The sequence below is a fragment of the Paenibacillus sp. sgz302190 genome (assembly GCF_059820445.1).
Map to the genome: position 1 here is coordinate 51,160 of NZ_JBZYAO010000017.1, position 15,525 is coordinate 66,684.

Consider the following 15,525-nt stretch of genomic DNA (forward strand, 5'->3'; position numbering starts at 1 on the left):
TGAACGACCTGAATTCCCTTGTTCCATGAGACACCTGCGGCTATTTTCTGAGCAGCAAATAAGCGAAATACGGCACACCGATCAGCGACACCATGATGCCCGCGGGAATACCGTCGGGATCGACGAGATTGCGACCGACCGTGTCAGCGGTTAACAGCAGCCATCCGCCGAGCAGAATGGCGACAGGAATGAACAGCTGATTGCGCGGGCCGACCAGTGCCTTGGCAATGTGCGGGCCCATCAGCCCGATGAACGCGATGCCTCCCGTGACGGATACCGCAGAGGCGGCCGCGGCGACAGCGGTCAAAATGAGGACGATGCGCTCCCGTTCAAGCTTGAGACCGATGCCTATCGCCGACACTTCGCTCAAACCAAGAAGATTGAGCCGAAGCGACTTGAACAAGGTGAACGGTATAAGCAGGATCAGCCACGGAAGCAGAGCCCAAATGAACGGCCAGTCCGTCCCCCAAATATTGCCCGCAATCCATTTTGCGATGAAATCGACCTTCGAGCGTTCCGCCGAGGAAATGATCACGATCATGATCCCCGACAGAGCGAGGGAGAAACCGACCCCGACCAGCACGAGCCGGATTGGATCAAGTCCGCGCGTTCGGCTGTACGAGAACAGATAGATGAGGGCAGCCGTAACCAACGAGCCGATAAAGGCGGCCAGCGGCAGCACATAGACGAACGTCCCGACGTCGATCGGGAAAAACAGGAAGAAGACGGCAACCGCCACGCCTGCGCCGGAATTGATGCCGATGATGCCCGGGTCGGCCAGGTCGTTGCGGGTGACGCTTTGCAAAATGGAGCCGGACAACGCAAGCGCCATGCCCGCCAGCAGCGTGATCAAAATCCGCGGCAGCCGGACGGAAAACAGAACGAATTGTTCCTTGAAGGTGCCGTGGCCGAACAAAACAGGAATCAGCCTGTCAAATGACAGCGAGGAATATCCCACGCCCATGCTGACTATAGCGGACAGAACGATTAGCACTGAACCGGCGAGCAGAATCAGGCGTTGTTTTCGAATGAGAGCGGACAAAGTCATGACAGAGCTTTCCCCCCTCTACGCACGACGAACAGGAAGAACGGCAAGCCCAGCATAGCCACGATGGCCGCCAACGGCGTCTCGTAAGGCGGATGAATCGTGCGGCCCAGCGTATCCGCCAGCAGCATGAATGTGGCGCCGGCAAAAACCGAGAAAGGCAGGATGTACCGGTAATCCGTGCCAACTATTTTGCGGACGATGTGCGGAATCATCAGTCCTACGAAAGCCATGTTCCCGACGAGCGCAACCGCTGCGCCGGTAAGCACGACGACAAGGATGAACAGGATGGCTTTAATCCGCACCAGCTTTTGCCCCAGTCCGGTCGCTACCTCGTCGCTGAGGCTGAGAATGCTCACTTGGTTGGACAGAATCAGAGCTATCGCAATGCCGAGGAGGATCACCGGCGCAATCGCCTGAAGCTGTCCCCATGTCGTTCCGATCAGCCCCCCGGCAGTCCACATGGACACGTCTTTGGAAATTTTGAAAATGATGCTGACGCCCTCCGAGATCGCGTACAGAAATGAGGAAACGGCGGCGCCGGCCAGCACGATACGGATCGGGGACAGCCTGCCCCGGCGCATCGAGCCGAGGACGAGGACCAAAGCCGCTCCCAGAGCGGCGCCGAGGAAGCAGGCCACCATGATGCCGAAGTAATTCAGCCCCGGGATGAATGCAAAAGCGAGCGCCAGCGCCATGTTGGCGCCGGAAGTCAGGCCGAGCAGGCCCGGGTCGGCCAGCGGATTGCGGGTGACCCCCTGCATGATGGCGCCGGACACGGCAAAAGCGGCGCCGATCAGAATCGCGGCCAGCTCGCGGGGCAGCCGGATTTCGCGCAGGATGAGGATATTTTCGTCCTTCACGCCGGAGGTCAGGGCAAGCCACAGGTCGCGGAACGTCGTTTCCGCTGCGCCGAATATCATCGAAATGACGAAACATACAACGAGCGCCAACGCGCTGCCAAAGATTTTATAGAAAAAAGGTACGGAATGTCGTTTATTCTTCATCGGACTCTCATCTAACGGCCGAGAAAGCTTTTAATGAAAAATTGCAATTGGTATTCCATGCTGAGCGGATCGTTAAAGTAGAATGCTTTGGCATTGGCCTCGTAGACGCGTTGATTTTTGACTGCGGCAATGTTTTTGTATGTTTCGGTATTTTGGAACGAATTGTCCTCGTCCGCGTTTTTGCTGAAAATAACGTAATCGCCCATGTAATCTTTCAGCACTTCCGTCGATACGGCGAAGTAACCGTCTTTTTTCGTCGCTTCCTTGACTTTCTCGGGCATGCGGAGCCCGAATGCCTGATACAAAATTTCGGTGCCGCGGCCAAAATTATCGCCATAGACGTAGAGCTGCTTATTGAACGTCTCGATGACCGAGACCGTCGCATCTGCGCCGAGCTTCGCCTTGATCTCTTCCCCGGCTTGTTTGGTCCGCGCTTTGAAATCGTCGACCCAGGCTTGCGCTTCCTTTTCTTTGTTCAACAATTTGCCGATTTCCAGCTGTTGGGTCAAGTAATCGACTTTTCCGTAAGTATAAGTAACCGTGGGGGCGATTTTCTTGAACTTATCGATGTTTTTAATGTCCGAATGCCCGATAATGAGATCCGGCTCCAGCTCGATGATCTTCTCGACGCTTTCGTCCGTAACCGCCTGGACATTTTTCAGCTTCTCTTCGAAATTCGGGTTGGTCTTGGACATTTCGTCCGCTCCGACCAGAGGCACGCCGAGCGCCATAACGTTGCCCGTTAAAAACCGGGTAAGCACAACGACGCGCTTGGGATTGGACGGAACCTCCACCGGCCCGTTCTCCGATTGATACGTAAATTTGCCGGATTCCGATTTCGCGGAAGGCGCGGGGGACGGCGAACTTTTGCCGTTAGCGGCTTCGCCCGCTTGATTTCCACCGCAAGCACTCAATACTATCAGACCAAAAAGTGCAAGCGGAATAAAAAGCTTTTTCATAAAATGACTCTCTCCCTTTCCAAAAGCTATGCTGCGATTCGATTATGAAAATCATTCTCAATTACATACCCTATTATATGGATACGTTATGCGCCGAACCATGCCTTTTTGTTTGAAAATTAGCTTGGACTAATGGTTACCGGTAAATAAAGCTACAGCGCGTTGAACCTGCAATCGAATCGAGATCGGGTTGTAAGGCACCCATTCATCCAGGTCAAGCAGATGCACGCAGTTCCGCTGTACGGCGGGAAGGCTGTTCCACTCACGGGACTGGAATACCGTTTCGGAATGGGCCGTGGAACCTTTGTCATCGGGAAATACAACAACCAGCAAGCGAGCCCCTGCATAGTCTGCAAGCTCGGATAATTCGATGCAAACGGAATGAAATCGATCTCCGAACTTGTCCATGTTCTGCCCGATCTTTGCCGGAGGCCGCAGCCCAAGCGATTGATACATCACGTATCCGACATTGCGCGCTCCATATACGAGCAGTTCTTCCGGCTTAATAACGAAAATCGTTACGATTTCATTAGCGGCTGCGCTTTGCTGCACCAATGAACGGGCCTCCTGCTCTTCCTGTTCAAAATCGGCCAACCACCGCTCTGCCCGATCGCTTCTCTGAATAGCCTGGGCGATAAGACGCAGGTGCTCTTTCCATCCCATTTCCATCCATGAAACTTCCACGATAGGAGCTGCGGCCCGCAATTGTCCGGGATTCAGCCCGTATTCCTGCAAATGCTCTTTTGCCGCAATAATCAGCTCGATGTCGGTCTCGAGCAATACCGAATTCACCTGCTCGGCAGAGCAGTTCGTATTGACAAACATGATCGTTTGCGACGGCTGTACACCGTCAATATTCACATACTCGCTGCTTTCCGAAATGATGACGGCCGGTTCCAAGCCAAGCAGCTGCAGATGACTGGCGTAAGGCGCAAGCAATACGGCCACACGCTGGAATGTTCCGCGGTTGTAGCCGGAAGGCGCCGCTCCCGTCTGCTGCTTAAAACGGCGGCTGAGATAAAATTCATCCTTATAGCCCACCTTTAGCGCAATCTCCCTAAGCGTGCCCGAGCCGCCGATCAATAGCTCCTTTGCCCGGTGAACGCGCAGTCGGGACAAGTATTCGTTGGGAGAAAAGCCGGTAAGCTGCTTAAACAGGATGGAATAGTGAGATCGGCTTATGCCTGCCATTGCGGCCAACTGCTCGCGGGTAATTTTTTCGCTAAAATGGTTTTCCAAATAAGCGATGCTGCGCTTCATGGACGGCTGCTCACTGGCTGCGTACTTGGCCTCCTGCCGCTCCAGCAGATGAAGAATGATTTGGTGAAACATAATTTGATTGCGCACATGGCGGACTTCGCTAGCGGGTAACCGGTGGATATACAGCTCCTCCACATTAGCCACAATCTCAGGTTCATAAGGGAACAACTGAATATTGGAGCTTGCGACCACATCGCTTTTCCGCATCATTGCGCCTTCAGGCAGCGGCATCGCCTGCTCCCGGGTGCTGATTGTAAGCTTGTAAGCATGAAGCGGCTGTAAAACATTCGCAACGATAGTTGCATCGCTATGCGCCGGGAGCAGGATGACACTCCCTTCCATAAGCTCGTAAACTTGATCATCGAAGATCCGAAGGGTGCCCTTGCCGCCGGCAATCGCAATCAGCACCGTTAAACGCTCATGAATCCTGTACTCCGGCAATTTCGTGGTGCTGTACAGCGAATGGATGCTGTCAGCCGTATATAATGGAAAGTGGGACTCGGCCCACTCCGAGACAACGTTATTCACAACAAAAGCCTCCATTGCATAAAAATGAGGGAACGTCTTCCGTCCTCTGCATCGTGCCAAGCAGCTTGATCTTGGCGATGATGCAGCAGAGAACAATATCTATAATATAATGCAAAACGGTTTCAGGCTAGATACCGCTTTCGCACCCGGAAAAAACAAAAAAACAACCGGAAACCCGAGCGTCACGCGGTTGTTAATGGCTGAGCCAAGGGTGTATCGCCGGCTGCAGCGCCTTGAAAATATGAAGTTCGGCCTATTGGGGATTATCAGCCGACATTTAAACAATACTTCCATATGATTTCCTTTCAACAGATACGGATCTCCTTCCAAAAGAAAAACACTTTCCACCATCACATTGCCGTATCCGGCGCTGCTGTCAACCGTCTCCAACATCTCTCTCGCCCCTGCTGCCGCTGACGGATGCAAATCCGCCCGGCGGAGATATTGAATCGTGCTTTGGCCGATGCCGGCAATCAAGCATGCGCAGAATACGGGATTCGCCGCTTCCAATCATAAAAAGCAATAAACAAATTTACATTTCGCCGGTAACCCAAGCTTTCCAAAAGGAAAACCAACGGCTCGTATACGGCTCCGGCCATGCCAAAACTCCAATTCCCGGTTCCCGGAATAATGACATCGCTCATCGATCCAAAAAGCCCCGAACCAAAAAAAGCGCCGTTCGTTTCATAACGTCCCCCCCTTTTTTTTGAGCCGCAGTTCTTTTATACGCATGAGCCGAACATGCATCCTATTCAAAACGCAATCTTGGTCGCTACCTCGCTGCCCTCCGCCTCACGCCTCCTCTTCCACTACGCCAAGCGCCTTGTTCTTTTCCTTGAACTTGGCATTATGCGAGGAAACGTATGCCGCTTTCGGCGCTTCCGGTTCCAAGTACAGCTTGGCGCTGTTGACCGCCAACGCTGCATCGGTGAACGCTCCGGCAATCAGATTCAACTTGCTCGGGTGATTCGCCGAATCTCCCGCCACAAAAATGCCCGGCAAATTGGTCGCGAGCTTTTCGTTCACATTGATATTCCACTGCCCCATATCCATTCCCCAGTCGACAATCGAACCGAAATCACCGCGCAGCCCGTGATTTACGATTACGGCATCTACCTCCAGCCGCTCCGTTTGGTCTGTCAAGCTGCCGTCCGGATCTACGAGGGCGACCGTTACCGCTTCGATCGATTCCCCTGCGCCATGCAGTTGCATCACGGCATACGGCGTGCGGACATCGACCGACGATTCTTGCATTCGCTTCACATTTTTCTCATGTCCGCCAAAACGGTCGCGACGGTGCACCACGGTTACGCTTGCTGCAATAGGCTCCAGCTCGTTGGCCCAATCGACTGCGGAATCGCCGCCGCCGGAAATGAGCACCCGCTTGCTGCGGAAGCCTTCCAGTTCCTGCACGGTATAATGCAGATTGGTTACTTCATAGCGGTCGGCTCCTTCGATCTCCAGCTTCGTCATCTTCAACACGCCGTATCCCAATGCAAGAATAATAGTCCTTGTATGGTGCCGCTCCCCCGTTTCCGCCGTAAGCACCATCGTGCCATCCTCCAACCGCTCCAGTCCGCTGATCTGCTGGCCTAATATGATCGTCGGATCAAACGTATGCGCCTGTTGGATGATCTGCTGAATAAGATGCTCGCAGCGAATCGGCGTGACGCCTCCGACATCCCAAATCATTTTCTCCGGATAAATTCTCAACCGGCCGCCCAGTTCCTCCTTCGCCTCGATCAGCTTCGTTTTCATATCGCGCATGCCGCTGTAGAAAGCCGCATACAGCCCGGCCGGCCCCCCGCCAATAATCGTTATATCGTAAAGCTCCAACGCCTGTGTCATGCTGCTGCCTCCTAAAGAATAGTTATCGTTCCCAAAATATTCACAGCATTTGTTGGCACTATTATACATGATAATGATTATCAATATCAAATTAATATGAGGCTCGGCAGACGTGGCCCAATTCCAAGCGTTGACAAAAGCAACATGCAGAAAGTGCCGGGAAAGTCCCGACACTCCGTTAGGGCAACCGGGATGCTGCCCGCGGCCAGGCTGGCGCGCCGCGCGCATTGCCCAGCGCGTGATGTCGCGCTGCATGACGGCAGTCGATCGATGCAGCAAGCAAAACCTGCAAAAGTGCAGTTTTTTTCGGTGGAAACGGCCCGGTTTGGCGAAAAGCCTGCGATTGTGCAGGAATTTCCGGTCAACTTGGGCTAGAGTGGGAGTTTGGGCGGAAAAACCTGCAAATTTGCAGGAATTTGCCGTAGGCAAGCGCAGCGGGGAGCAAAAAGATGCACTTTTGCAGGCTTTTCGCGCGTTGCCAGGTTGAGGCGCAGCGTAAACGGGCGGGTTCATCGATAGTTCCACTATGGCAGATCAACTTGTGTCGTGGTGTACCCATGGCGTGTTAGCTGGTACTGGTTCGTTAAGCGGCGGCCGGCACATCCCGCAAAACCTGCAAAAGTGCAGTTTTTTTCGTTGGAAACGGCCCGGTTTGGCGAAAAGCCTGCGATTGTGCAGGAATTTTCGGTCAACTTGGGCTAGAGTGGGAGTTTGGGCGGAAAAACCTGCAGATTTGCAGGAATTTGCCGTAGGCAAGCGCACCGGGGAGCAAAAAGATGCACTTTTGCAGGCTTTTCGCGCATTGCCAGGTTGAGGCGCAGCGTAAACGGGCGGGTTCATCGATAGTCTCACTTTTGCAGCTTTTCTTCACGCTGCCGGGCAGGATGTGCTTTCTGCTCTATCCGGGAGCAGTAAACCGTATGTCATGGTCTCCGGCATCGGCCGCGGTAAACTTGAGCAGGCGGCTCCTCTCCTCGGCCAAAGCAAAGCATAACGGCCCGCTGCACGAGCGGCTCGATACTGGCTTAAGTCGATGTACATTCGTTAGTGGCCTGACTGACACCACGATCCTGGCCCGAAAAGCACTGCCAAATCTATACTTTCAACTGCCATACCATGTCAATTTGCTCAAAATCGAGCGTTTTTCAACTGCTCGCCGGGATAAAACCGGGGAAGACGATCGGCAAGCTTTTAAAAGGAAAAACTGACTTTACGTAGAATTATTAAAATTATGAATACAAAACAAGGCAACTATATGTTGAAATATGCAGCTTTTATTTTGTTGTTTCTTGCCGTACTCCTTGGATTGCGGCTGATTTGGTTCGGGATCGTCGCGACCCCGGAGCATCCGCAAGCGTCGCGCGGCGTAGTGGATTTGCGCAGCTGGAATTTTAAACAGTCGCATTCCATCCCGCTGGACGGCGAATGGGAATTTTATCCGGGCAAGTTCGTTTCGCATGAAGACCTGCTGCGCCAAAACGCCGGCACGCCGCGCTATGTTCAAGTTCCGGGCGATTGGAGCGGCTCTTTGTCCGAAGCGGGAGACACGTCGTTCGGCTACGGAACGTACCGGCTGCGCATTTTGATCGATAAGCCTATAGATGAGCCATACGGATTCTGGTTTCAGGAGATCGAAACCGCCTCTATGGTTGAAATAAACGGAAAAGTCGAGTCCGCAATCGGGCGGCCGGCTGCGCAAGCGGAATTGTACAAGCCGAAGTCGGTCTCTTACACGGCCACTTATACCGCAGACGGTCAAGCGGACATCGAACTGATTATACAGGCTGCCAATTTCGACCATCCGCGGAACGGCGGAATTACGAGATCGATTCACTTCGGCTCGCAGGCGGCCATTGATACCGAGCGTTGGTACTCTATCGGTTTTCAGCTCGTCACGTTCGTCATTTTGCTGCTGCACGGCTTGTATGCCTGCATACTGTACGTTTTCAATCCCCGGCAAAAGGCATTCCTGGTGTTCTTTCTGCTGCTTGTTACCGTCAGCGTATCGATTGCGGCCGACCACGAAACGCTGCTGCTGATCTGGTTTCCGATCAATTACACGTGGGCTCTGAAAATCAAGCTTCTATCCTATATATGGCTGCCCTTTTTCATACTGCTTATGGCAAGAAGCTTCTCCGGCTATGCGGAACGCGTCAAACTGTTCTACGGCTATTCAGCCGCGCTTGGCCTTTATTCGGCATTTGTGCTGGCTGCGTCGGCGCAGCATATTTATGCTCCGGCCTCAGTCAACTTTTTTGCGGTTCTGTATATGTTCCCGATAGTTTGGTTTGTCTGGCTGATCGGAACGATGATTCTCAGAAATCATAAGGATTCCGTATTCCTGCTGTTTGCAGCCGTCAGCATTTTGTCCAGCGTCATCTGGGGCGTGATTTATCATAACGGAACGGCGATCCGGTTGTATTATCCAATCGATGTCATCGCCGCGATCGTCGGGTTTTCGGCTTATTGGTTCAAGCGGTATTTCCGTAATTCTGAGGAAAACGCCAAGCTTAACGAACAGCTCCAGGCCGCCGACAAGCTGAAAGACCAATTTCTTGCCAACACTTCGCACGAGCTGAGGACGCCGCTGCACGGTATTATCAATATCGCCCAAGCCGTCGTGACGAATGAAAAGCATACGATGAGCGAAAAAAGCTTCAATGAGATGAAGCTGCTGATTACGATCAGCCGCCGAATGTCGCATATGCTGAACGATCTGCTTGACATCGCGCGGCTTCAAGACAAGCGGATCGTGCTTAAGCAGGAACCGTTGGGCATCCAGTCGGTCGCTTCCGGCGTTATCGACATGCTTGAATTTATGACCGACGGCGCGCCCGTCCGGCTGAAGATGGATATTGCGCAATCCTTACCGCCCGTTTTTGCCGATGAGCAGAGGCTTGTGCAAATTTTATTCAATCTGCTGCACAACGCCATTAAATACACCGATTATGGCACGGTGACGATTTCGGCGGAAGTCAGAAACGGTCAAGCTGTCATCCATGTGACGGACACCGGATACGGGATGGAAGCGGAAACGCGGGAGCGCATATTTTTGCCGTACGAGCAAGGACCGCAAGGAATAAGCGGCGGCGGCATCGGGCTCGGACTGAGCATCTGCAAGCAGCTTGTGGAGCTGCATGGCGGCGTGCTGTCCATCCAGTCCGAGCTGGGACAAGGCTCGGTGTTCAGCTTTACGCTCCCTCTGGCCCAGCATTCAAGCGACGCTTTCCAGCCGCCGCATACCGCCCATGGAGCCGAGTCGTACTTGGAAGCCGCCGGCGGGCTGTTTATCGGGAATGCCGCTGTCGCCGAGGCCGCCGTTATGAGGGACGTGCACCCTGCTGCCGATCGGCTGAACATACTTGCCGTGGACGACGATCCGGTAAATTTGCGGGTGCTGGCCAGCATTTTTTCCGCGGACCCGTATAACATCAAAAGCGTCATGTCCGCCCAGGAAGCTCTGGAGCTGCTCGGTACGGAGCCGTGGGACTTGCTGATCGCCGACGTCATGATGCCGCATATGTCCGGCTATGAGCTGACGCGCCTTGTGCGGGAGCGCTTCACGAGCTCGGAGCTGCCGATTTTGCTGCTGACTGCGCGCAGCCAGCCCGAAGATATTTATTCCGGCTTCTTGTCGGGAGCCAACGATTACATCGCCAAGCCGGTCGACGCCATGGAGCTGAAATACCGCGTCCGGTCGCTGACGACGTTAAAGCAGTCGATCAACGAAAGCCTGCGTATGGAGGCCGCCTATTTGCAAGCGCAAATTCATCCCCATTTTCTGTTCAATACGCTCAATGCCATTATGGCGTTAAGCGAGATCAGCACGGACAAAATGCGCAGCCTCACAGAAGCTTTTACATCGTATTTGCGAATCAGCATCGACTTTTTGAATTCGGAGCAGCTGGTTGAGCTCGCCCATGAACTGGAGTTGGTGCGGGCCTATCTGTTTATCGAGCAGGAACGCTTTGAGGAGCGGCTGTCCGTCCAGTGGGATATCGAACCTGACATCGATCTGCTTCTTCCGCCGCTCACTCTGCAGCCATTGGTCGAAAATGCGGTCCAGCACGGCCTGCTCAGCAGAGCCAGAGGCGGCACGGTGTATATCCGGATTGCCCGCCTGGACCGCGCTACTCTTTTTGAGATCAAGGATGACGGCAAAGGCATGGACGAACAAAAAGTCCGCCAGCTGCTTGACCAGGCCGGAAAGAACGAAAGAGGCATAGGTCTGCTGAATACGAACCGCCGATTGACGCAGCGGTACGGCCGGGGCTTGACGATTCGGAGCCAGCCGGACGTGGGAACGACGATTTCGTTTGTCATTCCCGATCGAGACAAGCCGCCGCATTGGCCGCAATCGCCGCGTTTTTAAGACAGCGCAAAAAGAGCGCCGGGTTAGGGAGCTCAGTCTTAGCTCAGTCCCCCTAACCCGGCGCTTTCTTTGCATGTTCCGGCTTCAAACGCATTTTGATGACAGCACTCGCCGCCCGATCATGAAGCTCCTGCCGCGGATGCATGTTTGCCGCAATGGCTGCATTCCGCCTTCTGCTTCACATCGATCTCCAGCCGGTATCCTTGCAGCCACTCCCAAAAATGGGAAGGCGCATGCTCTTTCAAATATCGGATCATGTCCTCCTCTTCCTCCCAATCTCCGTGCCCTGCAACTTCGGCGATGACAATGTCCAGCCCTTCTTCCTGCTTTTCAGCCGCATTCCAGCGCGCTTTGCCGGCAAAAAGGCTCTCCAGCAGCAATTCTACCGATTGGATGAACCGATCCTCCAAACTTCTTTCACGAATAAAACATATATCCAAAACAAACTCCGACTTCATGGTGCAGTACCTCCTTGGATCGGCAGCAAGAGCCGCTCTCCCGATATCCCGGGCAGCGGATTCGGCTCTCACTCCCGACGTTCTTTTACATCGATTGTACGGGACCGGATACATTCCATCTGTGATCAATATCACGATGTCCGAATATCGTTTTGCTTGATTGTGATTCCAATCACAAAGCCGCTCGCATCGCTCCTTTATACTGTACCTGTAATCAAAACTTGCCGGCGAAATAAACGATATTCGGTACGGGGAGGTGATCCAAAATGAAACCTGCAGCTTCGCGAACTTTCGAATTGGATGTAAGACCTTATTTGCAGCAAAAAATGGAGCCTTTTCAAATGATTATGGATCAGGTCCGTTCATTAGAAATCGACGATATCTTTGTTTTGCACGCCACAATAAAGCCGACTCCCTTGCTGGGGATTATGAAACTGAAAGGGTATGCCCACAAAACAGAGCAAATCGACTTGCAGCACTGGAAGGTCACTTTTGTAAATAAGAAAAACAAGAAATGGCTGGATTCCCCGGAGGATTGGACGGCAAAAATGGCGGAAGAAGCCCCGGAGTGCAAAGAAACAGCGGCAGCCGATAAAAGGACGATAGAACTCGACAACCGTGGGCTTGAACCGCCGCAGCCGATGATTCGCACATTAAGCGCACTGGAAGCGTGCGGACTTGGCGACGAAGTGATCATTCACAATGATCGGGTGCCCGCTTTTCTCATCGAGGAATTGAATGCTCTTGGCTATGTGTATAAGATCGAAGAGCAGCCGGACGGCTCCGCCCGTGTTGCCATACAAAAGGTGAAGAGGTGAACGCCGATGTTCCGACTCCCCTTTTTGTTCATTGTAACGGGAATCACCGGGTTTGTGCTGTTTCATCTATCTTCGCTGGCCGCGCTGGCCGATTGGATGAACGGCTATATGCGCGGTCCGTCCGGCTGGTTTCACATTCATTTGCTCATATTGGGATGGGCCACAATGATTGCGATGGGAGCCGTATACCAGCTCATTCATGTTATTTTGCAGTCGAACGTTTACAGTGAAAAGCTTGCTTACGTTCATTACGCGTTTTTTACGGTCGGCACAGCCGGATTGCTGTACGGTTTTGCGGAAGGGAAAGTTGCCTGGATCGCGGGCTTTGCAACGATTGCGCTGATCGGTATTTTCCTGTTCGCCTGGAACATGGCCGTCACCTTATTCCGCGCCGCACAGTGGGACGCTATTACTGTCAGCACGGCCTGCTCCGTTTTGTATCTGGTTTTGACAGGGATTTCCGGCATGGCTATGGGGCTGAATTTTGCGCTGGGTGAGTGGAACATGCTGCATGAACGATTATTCGGCGCGCATATTTGGCTCGGGGCCGTAGGTTGGTTCGGGATGCTCATTACCGGATTCAGCTACAAAATGGCGCCCATGTTCTATTTGGCGCATGGATTTCCGACAAGATCGCGGAGTGTTACGCTTTGTTTGTGGAATCTCGGCGTTTTAACGGGTGCAGCTGCCTTCCTGTTTGAATGGGGTTTTTGGGCAAAATGGACCGCATTCCTATGTATAACGCTAGCCCTTGCCGCGTATAATTGGCATCTTGCCCAGATCCGCAAATACCGCCATAAGCGGCATCCGGGTGCGGGGATCGCATGGTCCGTTTGGAGCAGCCGCGTTCTTGCCGGCGCTGCCGCTGTGATGCTGGTGTATTTAGCGTGGAACACACATCGTGCATTGACGGCCGAATTTGTCACGCTTGCCGGCTGGATCTATTTGGCGGGTTGGGTTGGCTTTACGATTTTGTGTTATTTATCCAAAATTGTGCCATTTTTATGGTGGACGCACAAATATGGCCCGCAAGCGGGAAAACCCGGCATACCGACATTGGCGGAACTGCTGGGAGAAAAAAGAGTTCAAACTGGCCTAACCGCCCTTGCTTGCTCTCTGCTGCTTCTGTTTTCCGGTTTGATGTTAGGCGTACAGACTTTGGCAGTCGTCGGCGGAGTCGTATTTTCCGTCGTTTCACTCGGATATATTTCTTTCATCTCGCTTGTGTTTACCCGTTGACGAAAGGAGCAATGGCATATGGACGAAAGATCGGAAGAACGCATTCTCGGTCTGCTGCGGCAGGTGAACGATCCGGAGTTGGGGGTCAATATTGTCGATCTCGGGCTTATATATGGGATAGATTGGAAAGAGGATGAGCTTGTTGTCCGCATGACGCTTACTACGCCGGGCTGCCCGCTGCACGATACGATTGCCGGGGGCGCCAAGTACGTCCTCCAAGGCCAGCTGGGCTTCAAATCCGTCAAAGTCCAAGTCGTATGGGAACCGCCCTGGACGCCGAACATGATGTCGGACTCAGCCAAAGCACAGCTTGGATATGGCAAACCGGCCCGGTAGCGGAGGAAGTTCATTTCGGTTGCACCGGAACCGCGCTGAAAGAACGGGCCGCGAAACAAAAAGCCGGGATTCCCCTCCCCAAGGGTTCCCGGCTTTAGTTTCTCGCTCCGAACGATGCGAAAGCAGCACGCCGCCCTCGTTCTCCCTCCGCGGATAACACTTTTTCCAACTTGCTCAGCGCGCGCAGAAAAGCTGTAAGAGCTGATGCAAAACCCGCCTACTAGAGCCGGCACATCTACTTGGTGGCGCGAAGAGAACCGGTACATCTGATTGGCAGCGCGGAGAACCGGTACATCTGATTGGCAGCGCGGAGAACCGGTACATCTGATTGGCAGCGCGGAGAACCGGTACATCTGATTGGCAGCACAGAGAACCGGTACATCTACTTGGCAGCGCGGAGAACCTGCACTTTCCAGGCTGCCCGAGAAAATCGCGATACTCAGTTTGGGCTAATGGAAACAGTGAGGCCCTAATTTGAGGAACAACCGCTTTTTCTGGGCGCGCACCTCTCCTTGTGAGGTCACTGAACTGAACAAAATGGGCAGGAGACATCTTGATAGGAAAATGCCTGCGAAAGTGCAGGTTTTTTCTTTGGAATTTGCTTATTTTGGCGAAAAACCTGCAAAAGTGCAGGAATTTTCGCTGAAATTGAACCTGAGCCCATGTCCCCGCTGAAAAGCCTGCACAATTGCAGGAATTGTTAGTGGCCAGCGATCAAGAACGCAAATTCATGTATTTTTGCAGGTTTTCTTCGTGCTGCCAGGCAGATTGTAGTTATCGCCGCTGACCGCGGGGATTTTTCAACAGCCTGACTTTCGCAGGTTTTGCGGGCGCCACCCCGGTTAGCGAACGGCTGCGCTGTCTTCGCAGCAGGCAAATTTCGCCCATGTCAAAGACTTCCCCTCCACAACCATCACGGAGTGCCGGGACTCATTTGGTACACGACCCAGTCCGCCGCTTCTATAAATTGATGCGCCGCATCGTAGATATGCGGGGCTTCGTTCAAGGTTTGCCACGCTTTGGCAACCATCCACTCCGACGACGTCTTCCCCCCGTACCGTCCCAGGAAAGACAAACCCATCGCCTCCGCCGTCTCATTGATGCGGTTCGCCTCTCCCTATGCGGCATGGTGCTTCCACAGCTTGACATACGCATGCGGTTCATCGCGGTATGCTTCCTTCATGCACAGCGGCACGCCGGCCTCATCGACGGGAAGCATCGTGCACGCCGTAAAATCAACGCCGATCCCGATCACCTGCCCGGGCGCGATGCCTGAGCTTTGCAGCACCTCGGAGTCTGTCCGACGGAGTTACTTTTGTGCTTACCGGGTGAATAATGACTGCATACATTGCCGCTTACGCTGCATAATGACTGTCATTTTGCAGATACATACCTTCTACGTGGTTCATCGGACAGACTCCTCAAGCACCGAGCGGCGCAAAACTTCCATGTAATCGCCAGGATGCTGCAGCGCCCAATCCGGCTCAAGGGGCCTCCCCGAGCCGGGCAAAGCTTCGTCGATGACCCCATGCGGGTAGGGCGTCACATGGACGCCCGGTTCATCCCCGGTATCGACATCGACGAGAACCGCACGCCCGGATTCCGTACCGTAGTCAATGCCAATGACGTACTTCTTTTTCATGCGCCGTCTCGCT

Annotated in this window: 12 protein-coding genes and 3 pseudogenes; 6 read left to right on the forward strand and 9 right to left on the reverse strand. The window is 53.4% G+C overall.

Features of this window, described 5'->3' with window-relative positions:
* Positions 1-40: 40 nt before the first annotated feature.
* From AC6RNO_RS19485 to AC6RNO_RS19510, 6 genes and pseudogenes are all read right to left on the reverse strand, one after another.
* Positions 41-1,048, reverse strand: coding sequence for an iron chelate uptake ABC transporter family permease subunit (locus AC6RNO_RS19485; protein ID WP_497106446.1), 1,008 nt, complete (start codon positions 1,046-1,048; stop codon positions 41-43).
* The gene (locus AC6RNO_RS19490; RefSeq protein WP_488436227.1) at positions 1,045-2,052 is read right to left on the reverse strand and encodes a FecCD family ABC transporter permease; all 1,008 of its coding nucleotides are present in this window, start codon (positions 2,050-2,052) and stop codon (positions 1,045-1,047) included. Before AC6RNO_RS19490 ends, AC6RNO_RS19485 begins: the two co-directional genes overlap by 4 nt.
* 11 nt (positions 2,053-2,063) lie before the next feature.
* A complete protein-coding gene (locus AC6RNO_RS19495; RefSeq protein ID WP_488436228.1) occupies positions 2,064-3,011 on the reverse strand; it encodes an iron-hydroxamate ABC transporter substrate-binding protein in 948 nt (315 codons plus the stop codon).
* 129 nt (positions 3,012-3,140) lie between these two features.
* On the reverse strand, positions 3,141-4,799 hold the full coding sequence (locus AC6RNO_RS19500) for a helix-turn-helix domain-containing protein (protein WP_497106447.1): 1,659 nt from the start codon (positions 4,797-4,799) through the stop codon (positions 3,141-3,143).
* Positions 4,800-5,284: 485 nt separating this feature from the next.
* Positions 5,285-5,443 (reverse strand): annotated as a pseudogene (locus AC6RNO_RS19505) (acetyltransferase); the annotation flags it as partial.
* A gap of 148 nt (positions 5,444-5,591) precedes the next feature.
* Positions 5,592-6,647, reverse strand: a complete 1,056-nt coding sequence (locus AC6RNO_RS19510; RefSeq protein ID WP_497106448.1) for an FAD-dependent oxidoreductase — start codon at positions 6,645-6,647, stop codon at positions 5,592-5,594.
* A gap of 192 nt (positions 6,648-6,839) precedes the next feature.
* Between AC6RNO_RS19510 and AC6RNO_RS19515 the strand changes: the two genes are divergently transcribed.
* Both AC6RNO_RS19515 and AC6RNO_RS19520 read left to right on the forward strand, forming a co-directional pair.
* Complete coding sequence (locus AC6RNO_RS19515; RefSeq protein WP_497106449.1) at positions 6,840-7,022, forward strand: hypothetical protein; 183 nt, start codon at positions 6,840-6,842, stop codon at positions 7,020-7,022.
* 856 nt (positions 7,023-7,878) lie between these two features.
* Positions 7,879-11,019 (forward strand): ATP-binding protein, encoded by a 3,141-nt coding sequence (locus AC6RNO_RS19520; protein ID WP_497106450.1) that lies wholly within the window; start codon positions 7,879-7,881, stop codon positions 11,017-11,019.
* Positions 11,020-11,138: 119 nt separating this feature from the next.
* On the opposite strand, the gene AC6RNO_RS19525 is transcribed toward AC6RNO_RS19520, so the two are convergent.
* Entirely contained in the window at positions 11,139-11,477 is a 339-nt protein-coding gene (locus AC6RNO_RS19525; RefSeq protein WP_474681914.1) for a hypothetical protein, read from the reverse strand.
* Between the two features lie 266 nt (positions 11,478-11,743).
* Between AC6RNO_RS19525 and AC6RNO_RS19530 the strand changes: the two genes are divergently transcribed.
* The 4 genes from AC6RNO_RS19530 to AC6RNO_RS19545 all read left to right on the forward strand — a co-directional run bounded on the left by AC6RNO_RS19530 (position 11,744) and on the right by AC6RNO_RS19545 (position 14,545).
* Positions 11,744-12,295, forward strand: coding sequence for a DUF2249 domain-containing protein (locus AC6RNO_RS19530; RefSeq protein ID WP_474681915.1), 552 nt, complete (start codon positions 11,744-11,746; stop codon positions 12,293-12,295).
* A gap of 6 nt (positions 12,296-12,301) precedes the next feature.
* Positions 12,302-13,534, forward strand: a complete 1,233-nt coding sequence (locus AC6RNO_RS19535) for a hypothetical protein (protein ID WP_474681916.1) — start codon at positions 12,302-12,304, stop codon at positions 13,532-13,534.
* Between the two features lie 18 nt (positions 13,535-13,552).
* On the forward strand, positions 13,553-13,870 hold the full coding sequence (locus AC6RNO_RS19540; protein ID WP_497106451.1) for an iron-sulfur cluster assembly protein: 318 nt from the start codon (positions 13,553-13,555) through the stop codon (positions 13,868-13,870).
* Between the two features lie 474 nt (positions 13,871-14,344).
* On the forward strand, positions 14,345-14,545 hold the full coding sequence (locus AC6RNO_RS19545) for a hypothetical protein (protein ID WP_488436237.1): 201 nt from the start codon (positions 14,345-14,347) through the stop codon (positions 14,543-14,545).
* 253 nt (positions 14,546-14,798) lie between these two features.
* Here the strand turns inward: AC6RNO_RS19545 and AC6RNO_RS19550 are convergent.
* Together AC6RNO_RS19550 and AC6RNO_RS19555 are read right to left on the reverse strand one after the other, a co-directional pair.
* Positions 14,799-15,158: pseudogene (locus AC6RNO_RS19550) on the reverse strand (ribulokinase); the annotation flags it as partial.
* A 143-nt stretch (positions 15,159-15,301) separates the two neighbouring features.
* Positions 15,302-15,512 (reverse strand): annotated as a pseudogene (locus AC6RNO_RS19555) (ribulokinase); the annotation flags it as partial.
* Positions 15,513-15,525: the final 13 nt, after the last annotated feature.